The following is a 22,407-nucleotide window of genomic DNA, read 5'->3' on the forward strand; positions in this document are numbered from 1 at the left end:
AATCGAAAGCTGGCGCGCGAGAGCCAGCGCCAAGAAGCTTTCAATCCTATAGTGAGGCCGCTGACCGGGAGCCCTGATCATAATAACCCGAGAGAGTCCGCATCTGGCTGGCGATCCGCGATAAGGTCGCTTCGTCAACACCGAGCGAGATGACCGGCTCCACCAGGAGCGCCTCGCGAATCTCCTTGTACTGCTCGCAAGCCTTGGCGCCCGCCGCTGTTATGGCGATCATCTTCTCCTTGCCCTGCTTATGGCTGCTGATCAGCTTCTGCCGCTCCAGCTTCTTCACCGAATAACTGACTACATGGGTGTCTTCGATATTGAGGACGAGGCAAATATCGGCCAGCCGCTTCGGCTTTGAGCGATGCTGCACCGAATGCAACACCAGCACGTCGATGGGGGAGAGGTCCGGATAACCGGCGGCGGCCATGCAGCGCACCATCCAGCGCTGGAAAGCGTGCGAGATCAAGATCAGGCCGAACTCGAATTCGGAGAGGACAGGCAGGGCGCCGCTGGCCAGGAACGACGATGAAACGATGGGGCCCATCGAAGACGTTTTTTGGGGGGAGGTCGGTTTTTTAGACACGGCTTGGTCTCCGATAACTTTGGTTAAGCGCCGCCCGGGGATGCCGGGTTGACAAAACGACGACATTTTATCGATAACTTATCTGTATGACGAAGCTTGCGGCATCATCGAGGCATATCATGAAATCGGCTAAATGGGACTTCTGGATCGACCGTGGCGGCACTTTTACAGATATCATTGCCCGCCTCCCGGATGGAACCCTGCGCGCCCATAAGGTGCTGTCGCAGAACCCCGAAGCCTATCGCGACGCCGCCACCCAAGGCATCCGCGAATTGATGGGGGTGCCTCCCAATACCCCGATTCCCTCCCGGCAGATCGCCACCATCAAGATGGGAACGACCGTCGCGACCAATGCGCTGCTGGAGCGCAAGGGCGACCGGACGCTGCTGGTCATCACACGCGGTTTCCGCGATGCGCTGGAGATCGGCTATCAGGCGCGGCCGGAAATCTTCGCAAAGAAGATCGTTAAGCCGAGCCAGCTCTATGAGCGAGTTCTCGAGATCGATGAACGGATCAGGGCCGATGGCGCGGTCGAGACGGCGCCTGATGCGGCCGCCATCCGCCGCGACCTGGAAGCAGCCTTCGCAACGGGCATCCGCGCCTGCGCCATCGTCTTCATGCATGCCTATCGCCATCCGCAGCATGAGCGGATGGTTGCCGATATCGCCCGGCAGGTCGGCTTCACCCAGGTTTCCGTCTCCCATGAGGTGAGCCCGCTGATCAAACTGGTGGGACGCGGCGATACCACTGTGGTCGATGCCTATCTCTCGCCGGTCCTGCGGCGCTATGTCGATCAGGTCGCCTCGGAACTGGATGGCGGAGGCGATGGCGATAAAGACGGCAATGCACGGCTGATGTTCATGATGTCTTCGGGTGGCCTTGCCGATGCGGATCTGGTGCAGGGGCGCGACGCCATTCTCTCCGGTCCGGCCGGCGGCGTGGTCGGCTGCGTGGAAACGGCGCGCATCGCCGGTTTCGACAAGGTGATCGGCTTCGACATGGGCGGCACCTCCACGGATGTCTCGCATTTCAACGGCGAATATGAGCGTACGCTGGAAACCGAAGTGGCCGGCGTGCGCATGCGGGCGCCCATGATGCTGATCCACACGGTGGCGGCAGGCGGCGGATCGATCCTGCAATTCGACGGTTCGCGCTTCCAGGTCGGTCCGGAATCGGCTGGCGCCAATCCGGGGCCGTGCTGCTATCGCCGTGGCGGCCCGCTTGCCGTCACCGATGCCAATGTCATGACCGGCAAGCTCGATCCGCGCTTCTTTCCGGCGATTTTCGGCCCTGAGCGCAATCAGCCGCTGGATGTGGCGGCGGTGCGCGCGGCTTTCGCCGAGCTGGCGGCAAAGGTGGGTGCGGGGCGTTCGCCGGAAGCGGTGGCCGACGGCTTCATCCGCATCGCCGTCGAGAACATGGCCAATGCCATCAAGAAGATCTCCGTCCAGCGCGGCTATGACACGGCGGAATATGCGCTGCAGACCTTCGGCGGCGCGGGCGGGCAGCATGCTTGCCTCGTCGCCGATGCGCTCGGCATGAAGACGATCCTCATCCATCCGTTCTCGGGCCTGCTTTCCGCTTATGGCATGGGTCTCGCCGATATCCGCGCGACGCGCCAGCGCACGGTGGAAATGCCGCTGGAAGCGACGGGGCTGGAGACAGCCCGGAAAATCCTCGACGGCCTGACCGGCGATGTGCGCGACGAGCTGATCCGCCAGGCGGTTGAGGAAGCCGACATCAGCTACCGCCGCCGGGCCCATATCCGGTATGCCGGCACGGATACCTCGCTCGATGTCGAATTCGGCGATATCGCCGCCATGACCGCCAGTTTCGAACGCGCCCATCTGGCACGCTTCGGCTTCATCGACGAGACGCGCCGCCTCAGCATCGAGGCCGTCTCGGTCGAGGCGATCGGCGGCGGCGCCCCGGCCGAGGAGCCCGAGCAGTCGTTGTCGAGCGCGCCGGCAAAGCCGGTGGCCGAGACGCGCTTCTTCTCGCAGGGCGTCTGGCATGAAGCGGCGATCTATCAACGTGATACGCTGTTCCCCGGCGCACGCCTCGCCGGCCCCTCGCTGCTGGTCGAACCGCATCAGACCATCGTCATCGAAGCTGGCTGGGAGGCCGAGGTCACGGCGAAGAATCATGTGGTGCTGAATCGCACCGCCGCGGCGCAGGTCGCGCCGAAGATCGGCACCCAGGCCGATCCGGTGATGCTGGAGGTCTTCAACAACCTCTTCATGTCGATTGCCGAGCAGATGGGGCTAACCCTGCAGAACACCGCCTATTCGGTGAACATCAAGGAGCGGCTGGATTTCTCCTGCGCGATCTTTGATGCCGATGGCCGCCTGGTGGCGAATGCGCCGCATATGCCGGTGCATCTGGGATCGATGGACCGCTCGGTCGAAAGCGTGATTCAGGCCCATGAAGGCAATATTCAGCCCGGCGACGTCTATGTGATCAACGCCCCTTATAACGGCGGCACGCATCTGCCGGATATCACCGTCGTGACGCCGCTTTTCGATGCGGCAGGTAAAAAGATCCTGTTCTTCGTTGCCTCCCGCGGCCATCACGCCGATATCGGCGGCGTGGCGCCGGGATCGATGTCGCCGGAAGCAACCACCATCGAGGAAGAGGGCGTCTATATCGACAACTTCAAGATGGTGGATCGCGGCCGCTTCCTGGAAAAGGAACTGACGCAACTGCTGACCGGCGCCAAATATCCGGTGCGTAATGTCGTGCAGAACATCAACGATCTGAAGGCGCAGATCGCCGCGAATGAGAAGGGCATCGCCGAACTGCGCCGCATGGCGGATCATTTCGGCCTGGATGTCGTGCATGCCTATATGGGCCATGTCCAGGACAATGCCGATGAAAGCGTGCGGCGGACGATTTCGCGCCTGTCGGATTCATCCTTCGAATACGAGATGGATCAAGGCTGCGTCATCCGCGTGAAGATCAGCGTCGATCACGCAAAACGTGAAGCAACAGTGGATTTCACCGGCACCTCGCCGCAGCGAGATGATAACTTCAACGCGCCGGAACCGGTGGCGCGCGCCGCCGTCATGTATGTCTTCCGCGTCATGGTGGATGCCAATATCCCGATGAATGCCGGCTGCCTGCGGTCGATCAATCTGATCGTTCCCAAGGGTTCCATGCTCTCGCCGCAATATCCCGCCGCCGTGGTAGCCGGCAATGTGGAAGTGAGCCAGGCGGTGACGAATTGCCTGTTCGGCGCACTGGGTGGCCTGGCGGCCACGCAGGGGACGATGAACAATCTCACTTTCGGCAACGACAAATATCAGTATTACGAGACGATCTGTTCCGGTGCACCGGCCGGCGAAGGGTTCGATGGCGCCCATGCGGTGCAATGCCATATGACCAATTCACGGTTGACCGATCCGGAAATCCTCGAATTGCGTTTCCCCGTGGTGCTGGAAGACTTCCATATCCGCGCCAATTCCGGCGGTCGCGGTCGCTGGCGCGCCGGTGACGGCACGTCGCGGACCATCCGCTTCCTGGAGCCGATGAGTTGCGCGATCCTGTCGGGCCATCGTCGCGTGCGTCCCTTCGGCCTGGCGGGCGGCGAGGCCGGGCAACTCGGCGAAAACATCGTCCGACGCAAGGATGGCAGCCTCGAACGCCTGCAGGGCGCCGACCAGACCTTCATCGAGGCCGGCGAGGCGATCATTGTGCGCACGCCGACCGGTGGCGGCTATGGTGCGCCCGAGGCAAAATAGGGCGGGGTCGTCAGTCGCCACCATGGACCCTCGGATCAAGTCCGAGGGTGACAAGCGAGTTGGAGTGTGCGCCGTGCCCTAAATTGCTGGCATCATGATGCCACCGATCATCGCACAGCACTAACCATGAACACAGTTGTCACCCTCGGACTTGATCCGAGGGTCCATGGTTGCGACTAACGATTGTTACCTGTGCCGCGCCAATTCATCATTTTTAGCACCACGGCCTGCCTCTTCCGTGGACCTCGGATCAAGTGCGAGCAAGCATCCCGGCGGCCCATCTTTCCGCCCGCACGATTCTTTTATGTCCATTAAATTTCTTTTCGGCTATGCCTATGCTGGCCGGGCGACGCGGCACCGACCGGAAAACGGCAAGCGTGCGGCGCAAGGACGATGAGTGCAGGGGAGATGTCATCGGGCGGTCAGGTTTCCGGCGTCCGCTTCTTTCCCGGTTTCTTGGAACGTTCTCGGAAAGGAAGAGCAAGTGACCACCTTTACCACGCGCCCCGAGATATTGGGCACTTTCGGCGTCGTTACCTCGACCCATTGGATCGCCTCAGCTGTCGGCATGCGCATTCTGGAGCGCGGCGGCAATGCCTTCGACGCGGCGGTGGCGACGGGATTTGCGCTGCAAGTGGTCGAGCCGCATCTGAACGGCGCCGGCGGCGACATGCCGGCGATCATCTATTCGAAGAAGAAGGACAAGGTCGAGGTCATTTGCGGCCAGGGACCGGCGCCAGCCAAGGCAACGATTGCGCATTATAAGAGCGAAGGGCTGAAGATCATTCCCGGCGACGGATTGCTGGCGACGGTCATCCCCGGCGCTTTCGACGGCTGGATGCTGATGCTGCGTGATTACGGCACGATGTCGGTGCGCGATGTGCTGGAGCCGGCGATCTATTATGCCGAGCACGGCCATCCGGTCCTGCCGGCGGTATCGAACGCGATCAAGAACATGGGCGGATTTTTCGAGAAGGAATGGCCCACCTCCTTCGCCACCTGGCTGCCGGGCGGCCAGGCGCCGGAACCGCATTCGAATTTCAAGAATCCCGCTCTCGCCGAAACCTGGAAGCGGGTGGTCGCCGAGGCCGAGAGCCGGAAGAATCGGGAAGACCAGGTCGAAGCAGCACGCGACGCCTTCTATCGCGGCTTCATCGCCGAGAAGATTGCCGATTATCTGAAGACGGCCGAAGTGATGGATGAAAGTGGCGGCCGTCACAAGGGCGTTCTCAGCGCCGATGACATGGCGAGCTGGCGGGCCACAATCGAGGAGCCGCTGACTTATGATTATCACGGCTGGACCGTCGCCAAGACCCAGCCCTGGAGCCAAGGACTGGTGCTGCTGCAATCGCTGGCCTTGCTGAAAGGTTTCGATCTCGGCGCGATGGATCCGAACGGTGCTGACTTCGTGCACACGGTGATCGAGGCGATGAAGCTCGCTTATGCCGATCGCGAGGTCTATTACGGCGATCCGCAATTCAGCAAGGTGCCGGTGGGCGATCTGCTGTCGGACGGCTATAACGGCGAACGCCGCCGGCAGATTACAACGCAGGCATCGCTGGAGCTGCGGGCCGGTAAGTTGCCGGGCTTCGAGGCGCAACATGGGCTGACCGAAAAGGTGCTGGCCAGCATCGAGCCGGCCCAGGGCCCGGTCTATGAACCGACCATGGCACATCTCGCGGAGAAGAAGGGGGATACGGTTCATATCGACGTCATCGACCGCGAGGGCAATATGGTGTCGACCACGCCATCCGGCGGCTGGCTGCAATCCTCGCCGGTCATTCCAGGCCTTGGCTTCGCGCTCAATTCGCGTGCGCAGATGTTCTGGCTGTCGGACGGGCTGCCGACCTCGCTGGCGCCGCGCAAACGGCCGCGCACCACTTTGACGCCCTCCCTCGCGCTCTATGAAGGACGGTCGACTTTGGCTTTCGGCACGCCGGGCGGCGATCAGCAGGATCAGTGGCAGTTGATCTTCTTCCTGCGCTATGTGCATCACCAGATGAACCTGCAGGCGGCGATCGAGGCCCCGCTGTTCCATTCGATGCATTTCCCGAGCAGCTTCTTCCCGCGCACCGCCGAGCCGGGTCACATGACCATCGAAGCCAGCATCGGCGAGCATGTGCTGAACGACTTGCGTAGGCGCGGACATCAACTGACCGTCACCGATCCCTGGACGGTCGGCCGCCTGACGGCGTCCCGGCGCGATGTCGATGGATTGCTGCGGGCAGCCGCGACGCCGCGGCTGATGCAGGCTTATGCCATCGGGCGGTAGGGAGAAATCGGTTCCCGCCGGTCGCGTTCGACGATAGGCTGCGATGGTCTGAAGCAACCGCCGTTGGAGCGCGGATCATGAATACGTCGAAGGTCGTTCATGTCGTGAGCTGCCATGCGGAAGGCGAGGTCGGCGATGTCATCGTCGGCGGCGTCGCCCCGCCGCCGGGCGATACCGTCTGGGAGCAGTCGCGTTTCATCGCCCGGGACGAGACCCTGCGCAACTTCGTCCTCAACGAGCCGCGCGGCGGTGTCTTCCGCCATGTGAACCTGCTGGTGCCGCCCAAGGATCCGCGTGCCCAGATGGGCTGGATTATCATGGAACCGGCCGATACACCGCCGATGTCGGGATCGAATTCGATCTGTGTCGCCACTGTGCTGCTCGATAGCGGCATCATCCCGATGCAGGAGCCGGAAACCCGCCTGACCCTGGAAGCGCCGGGCGGGCTGGTCGAGATCGTGGCCACCTGCCGCAATGGCAAGGCCGAAAAGATCCGGGTGCAGAACCTGCCATCCTTCGCCGATAAGCTCGACGCGCCGCTGGAAGTGGAGGGGTTGGGCACGCTGAAAGTCGATACCGCCTATGGCGGCGACAGTTTCGTCATCGTCGATGCCCATGCGCTGGGCTTCGCGATCCGCCCCGACGAGGCCAAGGATATCGCGCAGCTCGGCATGCGCATCACCAAGGCGGCCAATGAACAGCTCGGCTTCAGTCATCCAACGCAGGATTGGAACCACATCTCCTTCTGCCAGATGGCCGCTCCTCTGACCACGGAAGAAGGGATTGCCTGTGGCGCCAATGCGGTTGCCATCCGGCCGGGGAAGATCGACCGCTCGCCGACCGGCACCGGCTGCTCCGCGCGGCTAGCCGTGCTGCATGCCAAGGGCATCCTGAAGGTCGGCGACCGTTTCATCGGCCGCTCCATTATCGGCTCGCGCTTCGACTGCGAGATCGTGAAGGAGACCCGGATCGGCGCCAAGCCAGGCATCGTGCCGGCCTTGGCTGGACGCGCCTGGATCACCGGCACGCATCAACACATGCTGGAACCGACCGATCCCTGGCCCGGCGGCTATCGTCTGTCGGATACCTGGCCAACCGTGGCCGGCTGAGGATTGTACGAGCGCGACGAGGGCAATGGTGGACCAGCCGGCGCGCAGTCCACCCCATGCACCAAATGATAAGATGCGGGTCGGGGGGCTGCATGACAGATGTTGGCGGAAAAAGCGATTTAACCGCACTCGTATCAACCGATATTTATCGGTTGAAAAAAATGCTTGTCGAGCATCTCGGTTATCTCTGCGTATCCTTCATCAACTGGCTGCTCTGGCGGCTGACAGCCTTATCAATTCCCACTCTGTTTGTGATCGCCGTGGCATTGATCGCAGAAGCCGTCCACCGGTGGGTCAGTCCGTATTTTCCCAATTGGGTACGGATCTTCGGCTATCTCTTTTTCGCTTTCTATGCGCTTCCGACACTGGGTTCGCAACAGTGGTTTCAGAAGATCCTATTCCCACAATCATTGTGGAAAAGGGATCATTCCGCTTGGGATCGCTCTAAAAGAGAATTGTTCATCGTGTGGGCCGCACGGCAGCGACTGCGTGATCTGTAAACAACATCTCCTGGATCTCCGGCCGGTTGACTTCTTGAGCATTCTCTTGACTTTAAAGTCTCGGCCACTGCCGACTTGTCTCCGTTGGACATGGCGCCAGACGCACGAATAACCTGCACATGCTGCGCCTTCCGCCATATCGCGTGAGGCCTTACGTCTGTGATGGCTCCTGAACCGGAGCTGTCAGAGACGGAGGTCATGTTGAAAACGATCACGGACACACCGGCCACCGCGAGCACATGGGCGATTGCAGCCCTGTCGCTCTCGATGCTGATGCCCTCGCTAGACACCAGCATTGCCAATGTCGCTTTGCCGAGCCTGGCGCGAGCATTCAACGCATCCTTCCAGGACATGCAGTGGATCCTCCTTTCCTATCTGCTCGCCATCACGGCGCTCATCGTCGGGGCCGGCCGGCTGGGCGATATCGTCGGCCGGCGCCGGTTGCTGCTGGCGGGGATCGGCCTGTTTACCGCAGCCTCGCTGCTCTGCGGTCTCGCCCCGGCATTCTGGCTGCTGCTTATCGCCCGGGTCGCACAAGGACTTGGCGCTGCGGCCATGATGGCGCTGGCCGTCGCCATGGTCGGCGAGACGGTACCGAAGGAGAGGACAGGCAGGGCCATGGGGCTGCTCGGCACCATGTCCGCAATCGGCACCAGCTTCGGCCCATCGCTCGGCGGTATGCTGATCAGCGGCTTCGGCTGGCGCTCGATCTTCCTCGTCAATCTGCCGCTCGGCATTCTCAATCTGCTGCTGGCCTATCGTCATTTGCCGGCCGATCGTCAGGACACGAACGGCCAACGCGCCAGCTTCGATGTGATCGGCACGCTGCTGCTGGCTTTGTCGCTTGCGGCCTATGCCCTTGCCATGACCCTGGGGCAGGGCGCCTTCGGTCCGCTGAATATCGCCTTGCTGTCGGGTGCCGCGATCGGTGGCGGCGTCTTTCTCCTCGCCGAAACGAAAATCGCCTCGCCTTTGATCCGGCCGGCGATGATCTGCGAGCGCAAACTGGGCGCCGGCCTCATCATGAGCGCGCTTGTCTCGACCGTGATGATGGCGACGCTGGTGGTCGGGCCGTTTTATCTCTCTTATGCGCTGAGGCTGGACCCTGTCTTCGTAGGGATGGTGATGTCGGCGGGGCCGCTGGTCGCGGCGCTGGCCGGCATGCCGGCCGGCCGTCTGGTGGATCGCTTCGGCGCCCAGCGGTCGACGATCATGGGGCTCGCCGGCATGACGGCGGGTTTGGGCGCGGTGGCCGCGCTGCCGGAGAGCCTCGGCGTCGCCGGCTATGTCCTGCCGATCAGCATCGTCACGGCCCATTACGCCTTGTTCCAGGCGGCCAACAACACCGCCACCATGACCGATATCCGCGCCGACCAGCGCGGCGTCATTTCAGGCTTGCTCAATCTGTCGCGTAATCTGGGGCTGGTCACCGGTGCATCGCTCATGGGGGCGATCTTCGCGGCAGCCGCGACGGCGAATGTTCATGATGTGATGGCGGCCGATCCCGATGCCGTGGCCGCCGGCATGCGGATCACTTACGCAGCGGCGACGGTTCTGATCGTGGTGGCGCTCGTCACCGCCGTCGCCGGTCGAGGCGTGCCGCTACGCCGCCCGATGCCCCATAGCCTTTAACGGCCGCGTCGCATCGCCGGTTGCGCCGTGCAGACCTCACGCACGCACATACGCAGCCAGCGATGCGCCGGATCGGCATCAAGGCGCGGATGCCAGAGCAGTGATACCGCGATCTCGGGCACCGCGAGCGGCAAGGGAAAGCTGACGAGGCGGGTGCGCAGGTTGCCGGTATGGCGTTCGGGCACCGTGGCGATCAGATCGGCGCTCCGGGCCAAAGCGAGGGCGGCGGAGAAATCGCTGACGATGGTGGTGACCTCACGCTCGAGGCCCGCCGTCGCCAAGGCCGCATCGACCGGCCCTTCGGCGAGGCCACGACGCGACACATTGATATGCTTCCCCCTGGCATAACGGGCGGCGGTGACCTTGCCGCGGCTCAAGGGATGACCCGGTCGCACCACACCAATGAAGCGATCCCGGAATAAGGCCTGCACCCGCAATTCCGGGCCGGTCATCTCGCCAGTGACGCCGGTATCGAGATCGACGCTTCCGTCACGCAAAGGCGTGCTGTCCTTGTCGAACTTCTGTACGAAACAGAGCCGCACACCCGGCGCCTCCTTGCCGATCCGGGTGAGGAGGGCCGGGCCGAAATTCTCCACGAAGCCATCCCTGGTGCGTAAAGTGAAGGTGCGGGAAAGCTGCTTGAGATCGAGCATCTCGGTGGGACGCAGAACCGCTTCGCCATCCTTGACCAGCTGGCCGACACGGTCGCGCAGTTCCAGCGCCCGCGGCGTCGGAACCAGACCGCGCCCGGCCCGGACCAGCAACGGATCGCCGGTGGCGTCGCGCAACCGCGCCAGCGCCCGGCTCATCGCTGAGGGGCTGAGCCGTAGCCGCCGGGCTGCGCGGGCAACGCTGCCTTCGGTCAGCAGTACATCCAGCGTGGTGAGCAAATTGAGATCAGGTCGTGCCATGCAGCAAGCATAGCATGGTTCCGGCCAACTATGGCGTCAAATGCAGGGATAGATTCCAATCATTGCACTTAATGCCATCTTCGACGTGCCGTCATTCCGTCTTCGTCTCGGCCGCCTGTTTCAGGGCGGCTTCGTAGCAGCCATCCTTGAGGCAGTCCGTTAGCCATTTATCGACGGCGTCCTTCAGCGGCTGGTCCTTGCTCATCCAATAGGCCTTGGCGGCGTGATCGAAGGCATCGGGCACGGCGGCCGGGCAGAGGACGCCGGGATGCAGGCGCGACTGGTAATCGACCTCCGCGCCGTCGGTCACCATGACATCGGCCCGGCCCTCGGCGACTTCCTGGAAGATCGTGCGGTTGTCCGGATGTTCGGTCAGGGCGGCATGGGTGAAATGCGCTTTGGCGAAGCGTTCATTGGTGCCACCGGGATTGACCACGACGTGCACATTGGGCTTGTCGATGTCTTCGACCGAGATATAGCGGTCCTTGTCGGCGCAGCGCACGATCGGCCGCTTGCCGTCGCGCATCACCGGCACGGAGAAATCGCCGATCGCCGCGCGGTCGGGCGTCACGCTGACGCCGCCCATGGCGATGTCATAGCGCCCGGCCTGGAGATCGGCCTGCAGCGTCTTCCAGGTGGTTGGCACGATGAGAAGCTTCACGCCGAGCGCATCCGCCAAAGCGCGCGCCATGGTGACATCGGCGCCCGCGATGTTGCCCCGGGCATCGCGCAGGGAGAAGGGCGCATAATCGCCGGTCAGCCCGACCCTGAGAATGCCGTCGGTCTCAATGGTGGAAAGCGGGCGCGCCAAAGCGGGTGATGCAGCCGATAGCGCCAGGGCCAGAATCACGCTGATAAAGGTTGGTCGTGGATGGGCGCCGCTCATGCCGGTCTCCGAAATCTGTCAGGTTGCTACGCAGGATTGCAGGACTATATCACCTACAGCCCGCTGCGTACCTGTCGGCTTCGTTACCGAGCTGCTTGGGGCACGCAATGGCCGGACCTCGACGGCAGCCAAGCAGGCGATTGAAAGGACAGTATAAATGTGGAGGAGGCGGGGGCCGGTGCCGCGGCCCGGTCCTTTATGGCGGGGCCTGGGGGAAGGCTCATTACTTTATGTTTTCTCTCCCATTATGTTTATGAGGCTTTACGGCAAAACCTCGACAAAACATCCTATTAGCCGGATTCTGACATTACCTATAATTGAGGCAAGGCCGCTCCCATGACCGAAGAACACGCTACCGCCGACAGCACCGGATCCCGACAAAGACGGGCGAAACGGCGCGGACCCCCGGAAGCTGGCGCGGCTCCGGCGGCGATCGCCGGCATCCGGCGGCAGGTGCCGACCTATGACATCCTGAACGAGGAATCGCTGGTCGCCATCGAAGAGGCGGCGGACAAGATCCTGGCCGAGATCGGCTTAGAATTCCGCGACGATCCGGAAGCCCTGCGGCTGTGGCGCGAGGCCGGCGCGGATGTGACGGGCGAGCTGGTGAAATTCCCCCGCGGCCTGATCCGCAGCATCCTGAAGACGGCGCCCCGTTCCTTCACTCAGCATGCGCGCAATCCGGCGCGCTCGGTCGTGATCGGTGATGACAGCGTCGTCTTCGCGCCTGCTTATGGCTCACCCTTCGTGCGCGATCTGCAGGACGGGCGGCGCTACGGCTCGATCGCTGATTTCGAGAAATTCGTCAAACTCACTTACATGATTCCCTGGCTGCATCATTCCGGCGGCACGGTCTGCGAGCCGGTGGATGTACCGGTCAATAAGCGGCATCTCGACATGGTCTCGGCGCATCTGCGCTATTCCGACAAGGCGCTGATGGGATCGGTGACGGCGCAGGAGCGCGCGGAAGACTCGATCGAGATGATGCGCATCGTCTTCGGCAAGGAATTCGTCGATAAGAACTGCGTCATCCTCGGCAATATCAACGTCAATTCGCCGCTGGTCTATGACGCGACCATGACCAATGCCTTGCGCGCCTATGCTGCGGCCAACCAGGCCTGCGTGATCGTGCCCTTCATCCTGGGCGGCGCCATGGGACCGGTGACGATGGCCGGCGCCATCGCCCAGTCGCTGGCGGAAACCATGGCCGGCTGCGCGCTGACACAGCTGGTGCGGCCGGGTTGCCCGGTGATCTTCGGCAATTTCCTGTCCTCTACCGCTCTGCGCTCGGGCTCGCCGACTTTCGGCACACCGGAACCGGCGGCGGGGTCGCTGGTGATCGGCCAGCTCGCGCGGCGGCTCAATCTGCCGCTGCGCTGCTCCGGCGCCTTCACGGCATCGAAGATCGCCGATGGCCAGGCGATGACGGAAAGCGCCATGTCGATGCTGGCGGCGGTGCAATGCGGCGCCAATTTCATCCTGCATTCCGCCGGCTGGCTGGAAGGCGGCCTGACCATGGGCTATGAGAAGTTCATCCAGGACGCCGATTTCTGCGCCTCGCTGCATCGCTATCTCGCCGGCATCCAGATCGACGAGAACCAGCTTGCCTTCTCGGCCTTCCAGGAAGTCGGCCCCGGCAAGCATTTCTTCGGCTGCGCCCATACGGTGGAGAATTACCGCACCGCCTTCTGGGAATCCGAGGTGGCAGATAACGGTCCTTTCGAGCAATGGCAGGAAGGCGGCGAATTGGACGCTGTCGACCGCTCGGCACGGCGGATCAAGAAGCTGCTGGCGGAGTATCAGGCGCCGGCACTCGATCCCGCGGTGGATGAAGCATTGAAGGATTTCGTGGCGCGCAAGAAGGCAACCATCGCCGATCAGTGGTACTGAGCGTCGCTAGACCCACACAGAAACAAGACGAACAAGGTAGCGTTATGGAAACGGAAGCGCGCGTAGTAATCATCGGCGGCGGCGTTGTCGGCTGCTCGATCCTCTATCACCTGGCCAAGTTCGGCTGGAAGGATGTCATCCTGCTCGAACGCAAGGAGCTGACCTCCGGTTCATCTTGGCATGCGGCGGGGCAGATCCACACGATCTCCTCCGATCCCAATATCTCCCGGCTGCAGGGCTACACGATCAATCTCTATAAGGAGATCGAGAAGGTCTCCGGCCAGTCGGTTGGCATGCATTCGACCGGCGGCTTCTATCTCGCCTCCAACCAGACCTGGTATGATTATCTGAAGCGCGAGCGGTCCAAGGCGCGCTATATGGGTCTCGACCAGGAATTCATCAGCGTCGAGGAAGCCGCCCGACGCCATCCGCTGATCGATCCGAAGCATTACATCGCGGCCCTCTGGGATCCGCTGGACGGCGATGTCGATCCGTCCGGCGTTACTTATGCCTATGCCAAGGCAGCCAAGGTCTATGGTGCGAAATACTATACCCAGACGCCGGTCATCGAGACCAATCAGCGGCCGGACGGCAGCTGGGACGTGATCACGCCGAATGGCAATATCCATGCCGAGATGATCGTCAATGCCGGCGGCCTCTGGGCGCGCGAGGTCGGCCATCTCGCTGGCCTGCATCTGCCGGTGCAGCCGATGGAGCATCACTATCTGATCACCGAGGATATTCCAGAGATTGTCGCGCGGGGCGAGGAACGCCTGCCGGCCGGTATCGATTACGAAGGCAATATGTATTTCCGCCAGGAACGCCACGGCATGCTGCTCGGCACCTATGAGCCGCGCGCCACACCTTGGTCGGTCAAGGGCACGCCGCAGGATTTCGGCCATGAATTGCTGGCGCCGAAGCTCGACAATATTGCCGAGCGTCTGGAACTGGGCTTCGAGCGCATCCCCGCTCTCGGCCGCGCCGGCATCAAGAACATGATCAACGGCCCCTTCACCTTCGGCCCCGACGGCAATCCAATGATCGGCCCGGTTCCCGGCATGCGCAATTACTGGGTGGCGGTCGGCGTCATGGCCGGCTTCTGCCAGGGGGGCGGCGTCGGCCTCTGCATGGCGGAATGGATGATCGATGGCGAGCCGTCGATCGATGTCTGGGCGATGGATGTCGCGCGCTTCGGAAATTACGCGACGCCGGAATGGGGCACAGTGAAATCCACCGAGAATTACGAACGCCGTTTCGTGATGACCTTCCCCAACGAAACCCTGCCCAAAGGCCGACGTCAGAAAACCACCTCGCTCTATGACCGCCTAACGCAGAAGGGCGCCGTCTGGGGCCAAGGTTTCGGCCTGGAGCACGCTTTGTGGTTCGCCGACGGTCCGGCGGATGCCCACGAACAGCCGACCTTCAACCGCTCACGGGCGCATGATTATGTGGCGCGCGAAGTGAAAGCCGTGCGCGAGAATGTCGGCGTAATCGAGATCGCCAACTTCGCCAAGCACGAATTCAAGGGACCGGGGGCGCGCGCCTATCTCGACCGCGTGCTGGCCGGCAAATTGCCGAAGCAAGGCCGTCTCGCCCTGACCCCGATGTTGACGCCGAAAGGTAAGCTCTATGGCGATCTGACGGTGGCCTGCCTCGCCGAAGATCACTTCATGCTGTTCGGCTCCGGCATGATGCAGGAAGCCCATCGGCGCTGGTTCGAACGGCATCTGCCGGAAAGCGGCGTCAGCTATCGCAACATGTCGGATGAGCTGCATGGCCTGGCGCTGTCGGGGCCGAAATCGCGGCAGGTGCTGGAGCAATTGGTGCGCGAGGATGTCTCGGCCGAGGGCTTCAAGTTCCTCAATATCCGACGCACCTTCGTTGCCGGCGTGCCGGCCATCCTGGCTCGCGTCTCCTTCTCGGGCGAGCTCGGCTATGAAATCTATGTCGCGCCGCAATACCAGCTTCGCCTGGCCGAATCGGTGGAGCAGGTGGGCGCCGAGCTTGGCTTGCGCTGGTATGGCGGCCGGGCGTTGATGAGCCTGCGCCTGGAAAAGAGCTGGGGCGTCTGGGGCCTCGATTTCCGACCGGATTTCACCGCCGCGGAAAGCGGCCTCGATGCCTTCATCGACTGGAAGAAGGACTTCATCGGTAAGGAAGCGGCCTCGGCAGAACGCGAAACCGGTCCGAAGAAGAAGCTGGTGGTCATGGTCATCGACACGAAGGATATCGACGTCTCCAATGACGAGGCGATCCTGGTGGGCGGCAAGGCGGTCGGCTATGTCAGTTCGGGCGGCTATGCCCATGCCACCGGCAAGTCCGTCGCCTTCGGCTATGTGCCGGTGGACCTCGCCACAGGCGGCACCAAGGTCGAGGTGGAGATCAACGGCGAGCGTTATCCGGCGGAGATCCAAGCCCAGCCGCTTTACGACGCCAATGGCGGCAGGATGCGTGGCTGATTGCTGGCGGGGACGGTGGCCAAAGCCGTCCCCGTTTACTTGCCCAGGAGTGCCGATCGACAATGTGCTCCAGCCTCGTCCATTTGCCCGACCCGGGAAAACGCCGCATCGCACAGGCGCGTCTCAATGAGATGCGTAACAGCATGGCGGCACGGCCGGCTGAGGCGCCGCTTTATGTTGATACGCTGAGCGGTGAGATCGCCCTCGACATCCTGCTGTTGCCGGGTTTCGATCTTGGCGATCTCTCGGCCATCACCGATACCTTCGGCCTCGCCAACCAGGCGGAACAAAGCGTCCGCTTCATGTGGCGCATCGGTGCCATGGAAGCGGGGCGGGTGGTATCTTCGCTCGGCGTCCCGATTGCGACCGCTCCGCTCGATGGCCGCCGGGCTTTCACGCGCAATCTCGTCATCCTCGGTGGTGATGGAGAGCTTGACGTAAAGACTGGCGCCTCGCTGCGCCAGGCGACGCGCAATTATGCTCGCATCGTCTCGATCGGTCGGGCATCTTTGCTGCTGGCGAAAGCCGGCCTGCTGACCGGCCGGCGGGTCGCCGTGCATGCCGATATGCAGGCGGTCTGGCGGTTGATGCATGACGATACCGAGATGCGCCGCCAGTCGTTCGAGGTGGACGGCAAGCTCATCACCTGCTGCGGTGGGCTCGGAAGTCTCGATCTCGCCTTGCATGTCATCGCCCGCCATTGCTCGCCGGCAACGGCGCGCTATGTCGGCGACCGGCTGAACTGCGATCGCCTGCCGACGGAGACGCCGCGCCAATACCGGCATGCGAAGCTGCCCGGCATCGCCTATAACCGGATTCTCGACCGTGCTCTTGATGCCATCGCCGCCAATGTCGAGGAAGCGGTCAGCCTTGAGGAGATCAGCAAACAGGCGGCCGTCGGGCAGCGCCAATTGCAGCGGCTGTTTCGCGACTATCTCGGCATGACGCCCTCCGAATATTATCTGTCGGTGCGGCTGAACCGCGCGCAATCGCTGCTGCGCCACACCGACCTCAGCATCATCGCCGTGGCGATCGCGACCGGCTTCACCTCGGCCTCGCATTTCTCCAAATGTTATCGCAAGCAATTCGGGACCGCGCCGAGCGACGACCGCGCAATTCCGAAAACCAATGTAGCCTGAAGGGTTTTCGCGCGATTTCGCGCCAAGACGCGCCTTGGCAGGCGGCGGCCCAGCGCCTAGATTAGCCGCCGTCTTCCACGAGACCGACGGCCGCATCTGCAGGCACCGCAAGCGTCTCATTGGTGTAAAAGGAATTTCAGATGTATCCCGATACTTTGCTCTTTATCGATGGCAAAGGGGTCCAGGCTGCCGATGGCCGCAATATTCCGGTTCTCAATCCGGCAACCGAGGAAGTCATCGGCCATGTCGCCCATGCCGGCCGCACCGATCTGGAAGCGGCGGCGCAGGCCGCGCAGAAGGGCTTCGCGATCTGGCGCAAGGTTTCCGCCTTCGATCGCTCGAAGATCATGCGCAAGGCGGCCGATCTGCTGCGCGAACGGGCGGATGAGATCGCCCGGGTGATGACCATGGAGCAGGGCAAGCCGCTGGCGCAGTCCAAGATGGAAGTCATGGCGGCGCCGGATATCATCGATTGGCTGGCGGAAGAAGCGCGGCGCACCTATGGCCGCATCATCCCGGCCCGCGCCGGCAATGTGCATCAGCATGTGCTGCGCGAACCGGTCGGCCCGGTCGCCGGTTTCTCTCCCTGGAATTTCCCCATCAACCAGGCGACGCGCAAGATCGGCGCGGCGCTGGCCGCGGGCTGCTCGATCATTTTGAAAGCACCGGAGGAAACCCCGGCGGCCCCGGCCAAGCTGGTCCAGGCCTTCGCCGATGCCGGCGTGCCGGCCGGTGTGATCAATCTGGTCTATGGCGTGCCCCATGAGATCTCGGAATTCCTGATCCCGCATCCGGTCATTCAGAAGATCTCTTTCACCGGCTCGACCGCCATCGGCAAGAAGCTGGCAGGCCTCGCCGGCGAGCATATGAAGCGCGCCACCATGGAGCTCGGCGGTCATGCCCCCGTCATCGTGTTCGACGATGCCGATCTCGATGCGACGGTTGCCGGCACCAGCGGCGCCAAGTTCCGCAATGCCGGCCAGGTCTGCGTCTCGCCGACCCGCTTCATGGTGCAGGAAGCTACTTACGACCGCTTCGTCGAGAAGTTCGTCGCGGCGGCGAAGCAGGTGAAGGTGGGCAATGGCCTGGACGCGGAGACGGCGATGGGGCCGCTCGCCAATTCTCGCCGCATCCCGGCGCTGGAAAGCCTGATCCAGGACGCCGTCAAGCACGGCGCCAAGGTGCTGACCGGCGGCAACCGCATCGGCAATCGCGGCTATTTCTTCGAACCGACCGTGCTGGTCGATGTGCCGAAGACGGCGCGAGTGATGAATGAAGAACCCTTCGGCCCGGTCGCGCTCATCTCCAAATTCTCGGACAAGCAGGAAGCCTTCACGGAAGCCAACCGCCTGCCTTACGGTCTCGCGGCCTATGTCTTCACCCGCTCGATGGACCGGGCCAATTCTGCCATCGCCGATATCGAATCCGGCATGGTCTCGGTCAATCACTTCGGCCTCGGCCTGCCGGAAGTGCCCTTCGGCGGCATCAAGGATTCCGGCTATGGCTCCGAAGGCGGCAGTGAGGCCATCGAACCCTATCTCAACACCAAATACGCGACGCTGATGAGCCTCTGATTATCGGTAACGCAAGCAGAACAGAGAGCGGCTGCCACGACCTGGCGGCCGTTTTTCTTTACTCGCTCTTCCCGACGTGGATGTGGTCGTGGCGGTGGTGATGGCCATGCCCGTGTTCATGGTTATCGGATTGCAGATTGGCGGGGATCATGAAGGTTCGGCCGTATTTGACGCCGCGTTCGGCGATGACGTGATCGGCATAGGCCCGCACATTGCGGGTCGGCCCGCGCAAAACCGCCACTTCCATGCAGCTATCGTGATCGAGATGCACATGCAGGGTGGAGAGGCCGAGATCGTGGTGGTCGTGGGCTGAATCGGTCAGGCGCTTCGGCAGTTCCCGTGCGGTGTGATCGTAGACATAGACCAGGGCCGCCACGCAATGCCGGGCCTCGTCATCTTCCAGCGCCGCGCTTTGCAGGCCGGCCCGGGCGAGGTCACGCAGCGCCTCGGAGCGGTTCTGATAGCCACGCCGCTCGATCAGGTTGTCGAGCTCGGCCAGCAGATCACTGTCGATGGTGATGGTGATGCGTTCCATATGCCGGCTCCCTGCGCGTCGTGACGGTCTTGCCACCATCATAGCGCGATCGGGGGCGGTCATGGCAACTGTCGGTGTGAGGCAGTCGGCAGTTGTCGCAGGGGCGCGACGGTCTCGCCGGCCGTCGTCGAACGGCACCCGCAACAAAGCCGTTTGTTATCAATCCTGCCGGATGATGATCGCACACCGCCAACGCCAAACTGTATTGTCACCCTCGGCCTTGATCCGAGGGTCCATGGAAGATGGCGGGCGCGGTTGTTGCCGTGGACCCTCGGGTCAAGCCCGAGGGGGACAATCGTGTTTTGGTGCGTTGAGAGCTGGCGCCGTGCAAGGATAGGCCGCACGGCCAGCCGCTTGCGGGCATGCTGAAATGCCGCCGCTTACGCCGTCGCGCGGCTGCTGTCTTCGAAGACCATGACATCCGTGCTGGCGAAATGCAGCTTCAGGGCGTTGCCGGAGGCTGCGGCCGCGTGGTCGTTGGTACGGACAGTGATGCGCTGCTGCCAGGCGGTCACCACTTCATGCTGCAGCATGTCACCGAGATAGGTGGTGTCGCTGAGTGTCACATCGAGGCTCTGATCATGCTGGTCGTTGGATGGCGTGAGTGTCAGGCGTTCGGGGCGGATCATCAGGCGGACGCGGGCATTGGTGGCGATCGGGTGCCGGGTATTGCCGCGAATGACGGTACCGTCATCCAACCGCACGGCGACCTGGTCCTGCTGGCTCTGCACCACCGAGCCCTGGAGGAAATTGGAATTGCCGATGAAGCCGGCGACGAAGGCATCGGCCGGGCGTTCGTAAAGATCGGCGCCGCTGCCGATCTGCGCGATCTTGCCATGGCTGAAGACGGCGATGCGGTCGGACATGCGCAAGGCTTCCTCCTGGTCATGGGTGACATAGAGGATGGTGACGCCGAGCTCGCGGTGGATGCGGCGGATCTCCTGCTGGATATCCTCGCGCAGGCGCTTGTCGAGCGCCGCCAGCGGTTCGTCCATTAGCAGGATGCGCGGCTTGTAAACGAGGGCGCGGGCGAGGGCGACGCGCTGCTGCTGGCCGCCGGAGAGTTCGCTGGGCTTGCGGCCGGCATAGGCGCCGAGCTGCACCAGGTCGAGCATATCCTTGACCGCCTTGTCGATCTCCGCCTTCGGCCGGCGGCGCACCATCAGGGGGAATCCGACATTCTGCGCCACGGTCATATGCGGGAAGAGTGTGTAGCGCTGGAACACCATGCCGATATTGCGTTCGTTCGGCTTCACGCTCAGTACCGAGCGGCCGTCGATCTCGACATCACCACCCGTCGGGTCTTCGAAGCCGGCGACGATGAAGAGTGTCGTGGTCTTGCCCGAGCCGGATGAGCCGAGGAAGGTGAGGAACTCGCCCTCGCCAACCTGCAGGGAGACGTCATCGACGGCGGCGACCGGGCCGAAGTGCTTCACCAGATTACGAATATTCACCAAAGGAGCCTGTCCGCTCATCTTGCATATCTCCGTCGCAAGAACGCCGTAATGATCATGATGACGATGGTCAAAGCGATCAGCAGGGTCGAAACCGAAGCGATCACCGGTGTCAAATCCTGGCGCAAGGTGGTCCACATCTTGACCGGCAGGGTCTGCAAGATGGGACTGGCCATGAAAATACCCAGTACCACCTCATCCCAGGACGCGAGGAACGAGAACAAGGCGGCAGAAAAGATGCCAAGCCTTATTGCCGGCAAGGTCACGCGGAAGATCGCTTCCGCTTTGGTCGCGCCGCAGACGATGGCCGCTTTCTCGGTCGATTCATCGAAACCTTCCAGCGAATTGACGATACAGATTACCGAGAAGGGGAGGGCGATGATGAGATGCGCGGCGACGAAGGCGATGAAGGTGCCGTTGAGGCCAAATTTCAGCACGAAGGCGTAAAGCGCGATCGCCAGGATGATCACCGGGACGATCATCGGGCTGATGAAGAAGGCATGCAGCACGGTACGGCCGGGGAACTTGCCGCGCACCAGTGCGAAGGCGGCCGGCAGGCCCAGCACGATCGACAGCACCATCACCGTGAAGGCGACCTTCACGCTGGTCCAGATCGAATCCATCCAGCGCGGATCGTTGAAGATCGCCGCATACCATTTCAGCGTCCAGCCCGGCGGCGGGAATTGCAGCCATTGCGAGGAGCCGAAGGAGAGGGCGGCAATGAAGACCACTGGCAGAAGGAGGAAGAGGGCCGTCAGAACGCCGATGGCATAGAGGACGTAGCGGCCCGGACCCATGCGGTTGAGATTGAGCAGCATGGTGTTACCTCACCCGGCCGAGCCCGATGGCCCGGACATAGATGGCGTAGAAGATCAATGTAACGGCAAGCAGGATGAAGGCCGCGGCGCTGCCCAGGCCCCAGTTCAGCAACGACTGGACCTGCTGGGCGATCATTTCCGCCAGCATCATGTTGGCGGTGCCGCCGAGCAGAGCCGGCGTCACGTAATAGCCGAGCGCCATGACGAAGACCATCATGCAGCCGGCGCCGATGCCGGGCAGGGAGAGCGGCAGCATCACATGCCAGAAGATCTGGCGCGGCTTCGCGCCGGTGATGGCGGCGGCCTGCATGATTGCCGGATCGATGCCGGAGATCGTCGCATGCAGCGGCAGGATGACATAGGGCAGCATGATATAGGTCATGCCAATGGTGACGCCGACGAGATTGTTGATCAGCGGCAGCGGCTGGTGGATCAGGCCGATCTCCATCAGCATGCGGTTGATGACACCGGTGCGCTGCAGCAGCACCATCCAGCCATAGGTGCGGGCTAGCAGATTGGTCCACATGGAGAGCAGGATGATGGCGAAGAAGATCTGTGAGACGCGCGAGGGCAGGATCGCCAGCAGCCAGGCCACCGGATAGGCGATGATCAGAGTGACCAGAGTGACGATCGCGGCAATGGTGAAGGTGTTTAGCAGCACCCGGCCGTAGGTCGCATCGCCGAGCAGGCTGATATAATTGCCAAGGCCGATTTCCGGCTTGGTCACGCTGAGCAGCAGCAGGCTGGAGAGCGGCACCACCATGAACACGAACAGAAAGATCAGCGCCGGCAAGGCCGGGCGCAATCGGCGCAGGTCAACCCGCGGCGCGCGCAGGCTGCGATAGGGGTTGTTACTGATCGCCTCGAACATGGCTCTCACAAATAATCGGGGCAGGGTGGTC

At 62.5% G+C, this 22,407-nt stretch carries 16 protein-coding genes; 9 read left to right on the forward strand and 7 right to left on the reverse strand.

The window, feature by feature from the left end; all coding sequences use genetic code 11:
- Positions 1–46: 46 nt before the first annotated feature.
- A complete protein-coding gene (locus tag SMD27_RS21800; RefSeq protein WP_320510562.1) occupies positions 47–547 on the reverse strand; it encodes a winged helix DNA-binding protein in 501 nt (166 codons plus the stop codon).
- 158 nt (positions 548–705) lie between these two features.
- Here SMD27_RS21800 and SMD27_RS21805 point away from each other — a divergent pair, with 158 nt between their 5' ends.
- The 5 genes from SMD27_RS21805 (at position 706) to SMD27_RS21825 (ending at position 9,839) form a co-directional block, all read left to right on the forward strand.
- A complete protein-coding gene (locus tag SMD27_RS21805) occupies positions 706–4,326 on the forward strand; it encodes a hydantoinase B/oxoprolinase family protein (RefSeq protein ID WP_320510563.1) in 3,621 nt (1,206 codons plus the stop codon).
- A 484-nt stretch (positions 4,327–4,810) separates the two neighbouring features.
- Positions 4,811–6,598: a gamma-glutamyltransferase family protein gene (locus SMD27_RS21810; RefSeq protein WP_320510564.1), complete on the forward strand. Its 1,788-nt coding sequence runs from the start codon at positions 4,811–4,813 to the stop codon at positions 6,596–6,598.
- Between the two features lie 77 nt (positions 6,599–6,675).
- On the forward strand, positions 6,676–7,707 hold the full coding sequence (locus tag SMD27_RS21815; protein WP_320510565.1) for a trans-3-hydroxy-L-proline dehydratase: 1,032 nt from the start codon (positions 6,676–6,678) through the stop codon (positions 7,705–7,707).
- A 92-nt stretch (positions 7,708–7,799) separates the two neighbouring features.
- Complete coding sequence (locus tag SMD27_RS21820; protein WP_320510566.1) at positions 7,800–8,207, forward strand: hypothetical protein; 408 nt, start codon at positions 7,800–7,802, stop codon at positions 8,205–8,207.
- A 198-nt stretch (positions 8,208–8,405) separates the two neighbouring features.
- Positions 8,406–9,839 (forward strand): MFS transporter, encoded by a 1,434-nt coding sequence (locus tag SMD27_RS21825; RefSeq protein WP_320510567.1) that lies wholly within the window; start codon positions 8,406–8,408, stop codon positions 9,837–9,839.
- Here SMD27_RS21825 and SMD27_RS21830 read toward each other — a convergent pair.
- Both SMD27_RS21830 and SMD27_RS21835 read right to left on the reverse strand, forming a co-directional pair.
- Positions 9,836–10,750, reverse strand: coding sequence for a LysR family transcriptional regulator (locus tag SMD27_RS21830; RefSeq protein WP_320510568.1), 915 nt, complete (start codon positions 10,748–10,750; stop codon positions 9,836–9,838). The genes SMD27_RS21825 and SMD27_RS21830 overlap by 4 nt on opposite strands.
- Before the next feature lie 91 nt (positions 10,751–10,841).
- Positions 10,842–11,636 (reverse strand): transporter substrate-binding domain-containing protein, encoded by a 795-nt coding sequence (locus SMD27_RS21835; RefSeq protein ID WP_320510569.1) that lies wholly within the window; start codon positions 11,634–11,636, stop codon positions 10,842–10,844.
- Between the two features lie 336 nt (positions 11,637–11,972).
- On the opposite strand from SMD27_RS21835, the gene SMD27_RS21840 reads away from it, so the two are divergent.
- From SMD27_RS21840 to SMD27_RS21855, 4 genes are all read left to right on the forward strand, one after another.
- Complete coding sequence (locus SMD27_RS21840; RefSeq protein WP_320510570.1) at positions 11,973–13,526, forward strand: trimethylamine methyltransferase family protein; 1,554 nt, start codon at positions 11,973–11,975, stop codon at positions 13,524–13,526.
- 44 nt (positions 13,527–13,570) lie between these two features.
- Entirely contained in the window at positions 13,571–15,985 is a 2,415-nt protein-coding gene (locus tag SMD27_RS21845; RefSeq protein WP_320510571.1) for a GcvT family protein, read from the forward strand.
- Between the two features lie 62 nt (positions 15,986–16,047).
- On the forward strand, positions 16,048–17,124 hold the full coding sequence (locus SMD27_RS21850; protein WP_320510572.1) for a GlxA family transcriptional regulator: 1,077 nt from the start codon (positions 16,048–16,050) through the stop codon (positions 17,122–17,124).
- 140 nt (positions 17,125–17,264) lie between these two features.
- On the forward strand, positions 17,265–18,698 hold the full coding sequence (locus tag SMD27_RS21855; RefSeq protein WP_320510573.1) for an NAD-dependent succinate-semialdehyde dehydrogenase: 1,434 nt from the start codon (positions 17,265–17,267) through the stop codon (positions 18,696–18,698).
- Positions 18,699–18,756: 58 nt separating this feature from the next.
- Here the strand turns inward: SMD27_RS21855 and nikR are convergent, their stop codons facing one another.
- From nikR to SMD27_RS21875, 4 genes are all read right to left on the reverse strand, one after another.
- The gene (nikR, locus tag SMD27_RS21860) at positions 18,757–19,233 is read right to left on the reverse strand and encodes a nickel-responsive transcriptional regulator NikR (RefSeq protein WP_320510574.1); all 477 of its coding nucleotides are present in this window, start codon (positions 19,231–19,233) and stop codon (positions 18,757–18,759) included.
- A gap of 380 nt (positions 19,234–19,613) precedes the next feature.
- Positions 19,614–20,708, reverse strand: a complete 1,095-nt coding sequence (locus tag SMD27_RS21865) for an ABC transporter ATP-binding protein (RefSeq protein WP_320510575.1) — start codon at positions 20,706–20,708, stop codon at positions 19,614–19,616.
- Positions 20,705–21,505: an ABC transporter permease gene (locus tag SMD27_RS21870; RefSeq protein WP_320510576.1), complete on the reverse strand. Its 801-nt coding sequence runs from the start codon at positions 21,503–21,505 to the stop codon at positions 20,705–20,707. Before SMD27_RS21870 ends, SMD27_RS21865 begins: the two co-directional genes overlap by 4 nt.
- Positions 21,506–21,509: 4 nt before the next feature.
- Positions 21,510–22,376, reverse strand: a complete 867-nt coding sequence (locus SMD27_RS21875; protein ID WP_320510577.1) for an ABC transporter permease — start codon at positions 22,374–22,376, stop codon at positions 21,510–21,512.
- Between the last annotated feature and the right edge of the window lie 31 nt (positions 22,377–22,407).

Origin of the sequence: Dongia soli, from assembly GCF_034044715.1 — a bacterium.
GTDB classification, from domain to species: Bacteria; Pseudomonadota; Alphaproteobacteria; order Dongiales; family Dongiaceae; genus Dongia_B; species Dongia_B soli.

What these genes read in the sequence shown, in the direction of transcription:
- SMD27_RS21845 (WP_320510571.1), top strand. Translation starts at nt 13,571, where the DNA reads ATGGAAACGGAAGCGCGCGTAGTAATCATCGGCGGCGGCGTTGTCGGC.
- SMD27_RS21805 (WP_320510563.1), top strand. Translation starts at nt 706, where the DNA reads ATGAAATCGGCTAAATGGGACTTCTGGATCGACCGTGGCGGCACTTTT.
- SMD27_RS21835 (WP_320510569.1), bottom strand. Translation starts at nt 11,636, where the DNA reads ATGAGCGGCGCCCATCCACGACCAACCTTTATCAGCGTGATTCTGGCC.
- SMD27_RS21875 (WP_320510577.1), bottom strand. Translation starts at nt 22,376, where the DNA reads ATGTTCGAGGCGATCAGTAACAACCCCTATCGCAGCCTGCGCGCGCCG.
- SMD27_RS21820 (WP_320510566.1), top strand. Translation starts at nt 7,800, where the DNA reads ATGACAGATGTTGGCGGAAAAAGCGATTTAACCGCACTCGTATCAACC.
- SMD27_RS21840 (WP_320510570.1), top strand. Translation starts at nt 11,973, where the DNA reads ATGACCGAAGAACACGCTACCGCCGACAGCACCGGATCCCGACAAAGA.
- SMD27_RS21800 (WP_320510562.1), bottom strand. Translation starts at nt 547, where the DNA reads ATGGGCCCCATCGTTTCATCGTCGTTCCTGGCCAGCGGCGCCCTGCCT.
- SMD27_RS21830 (WP_320510568.1), bottom strand. Translation starts at nt 10,750, where the DNA reads ATGGCACGACCTGATCTCAATTTGCTCACCACGCTGGATGTACTGCTG.
- SMD27_RS21865 (WP_320510575.1), bottom strand. Translation starts at nt 20,708, where the DNA reads ATGAGCGGACAGGCTCCTTTGGTGAATATTCGTAATCTGGTGAAGCAC.
- SMD27_RS21850 (WP_320510572.1), top strand. Translation starts at nt 16,048, where the DNA reads ATGTGCTCCAGCCTCGTCCATTTGCCCGACCCGGGAAAACGCCGCATC.
- SMD27_RS21855 (WP_320510573.1), top strand. Translation starts at nt 17,265, where the DNA reads ATGTATCCCGATACTTTGCTCTTTATCGATGGCAAAGGGGTCCAGGCT.
- SMD27_RS21825 (WP_320510567.1), top strand. Translation starts at nt 8,406, where the DNA reads ATGTTGAAAACGATCACGGACACACCGGCCACCGCGAGCACATGGGCG.
- SMD27_RS21870 (WP_320510576.1), bottom strand. Translation starts at nt 21,505, where the DNA reads ATGCTGCTCAATCTCAACCGCATGGGTCCGGGCCGCTACGTCCTCTAT.
- SMD27_RS21815 (WP_320510565.1), top strand. Translation starts at nt 6,676, where the DNA reads ATGAATACGTCGAAGGTCGTTCATGTCGTGAGCTGCCATGCGGAAGGC.
- nikR (WP_320510574.1), bottom strand. Translation starts at nt 19,233, where the DNA reads ATGGAACGCATCACCATCACCATCGACAGTGATCTGCTGGCCGAGCTC.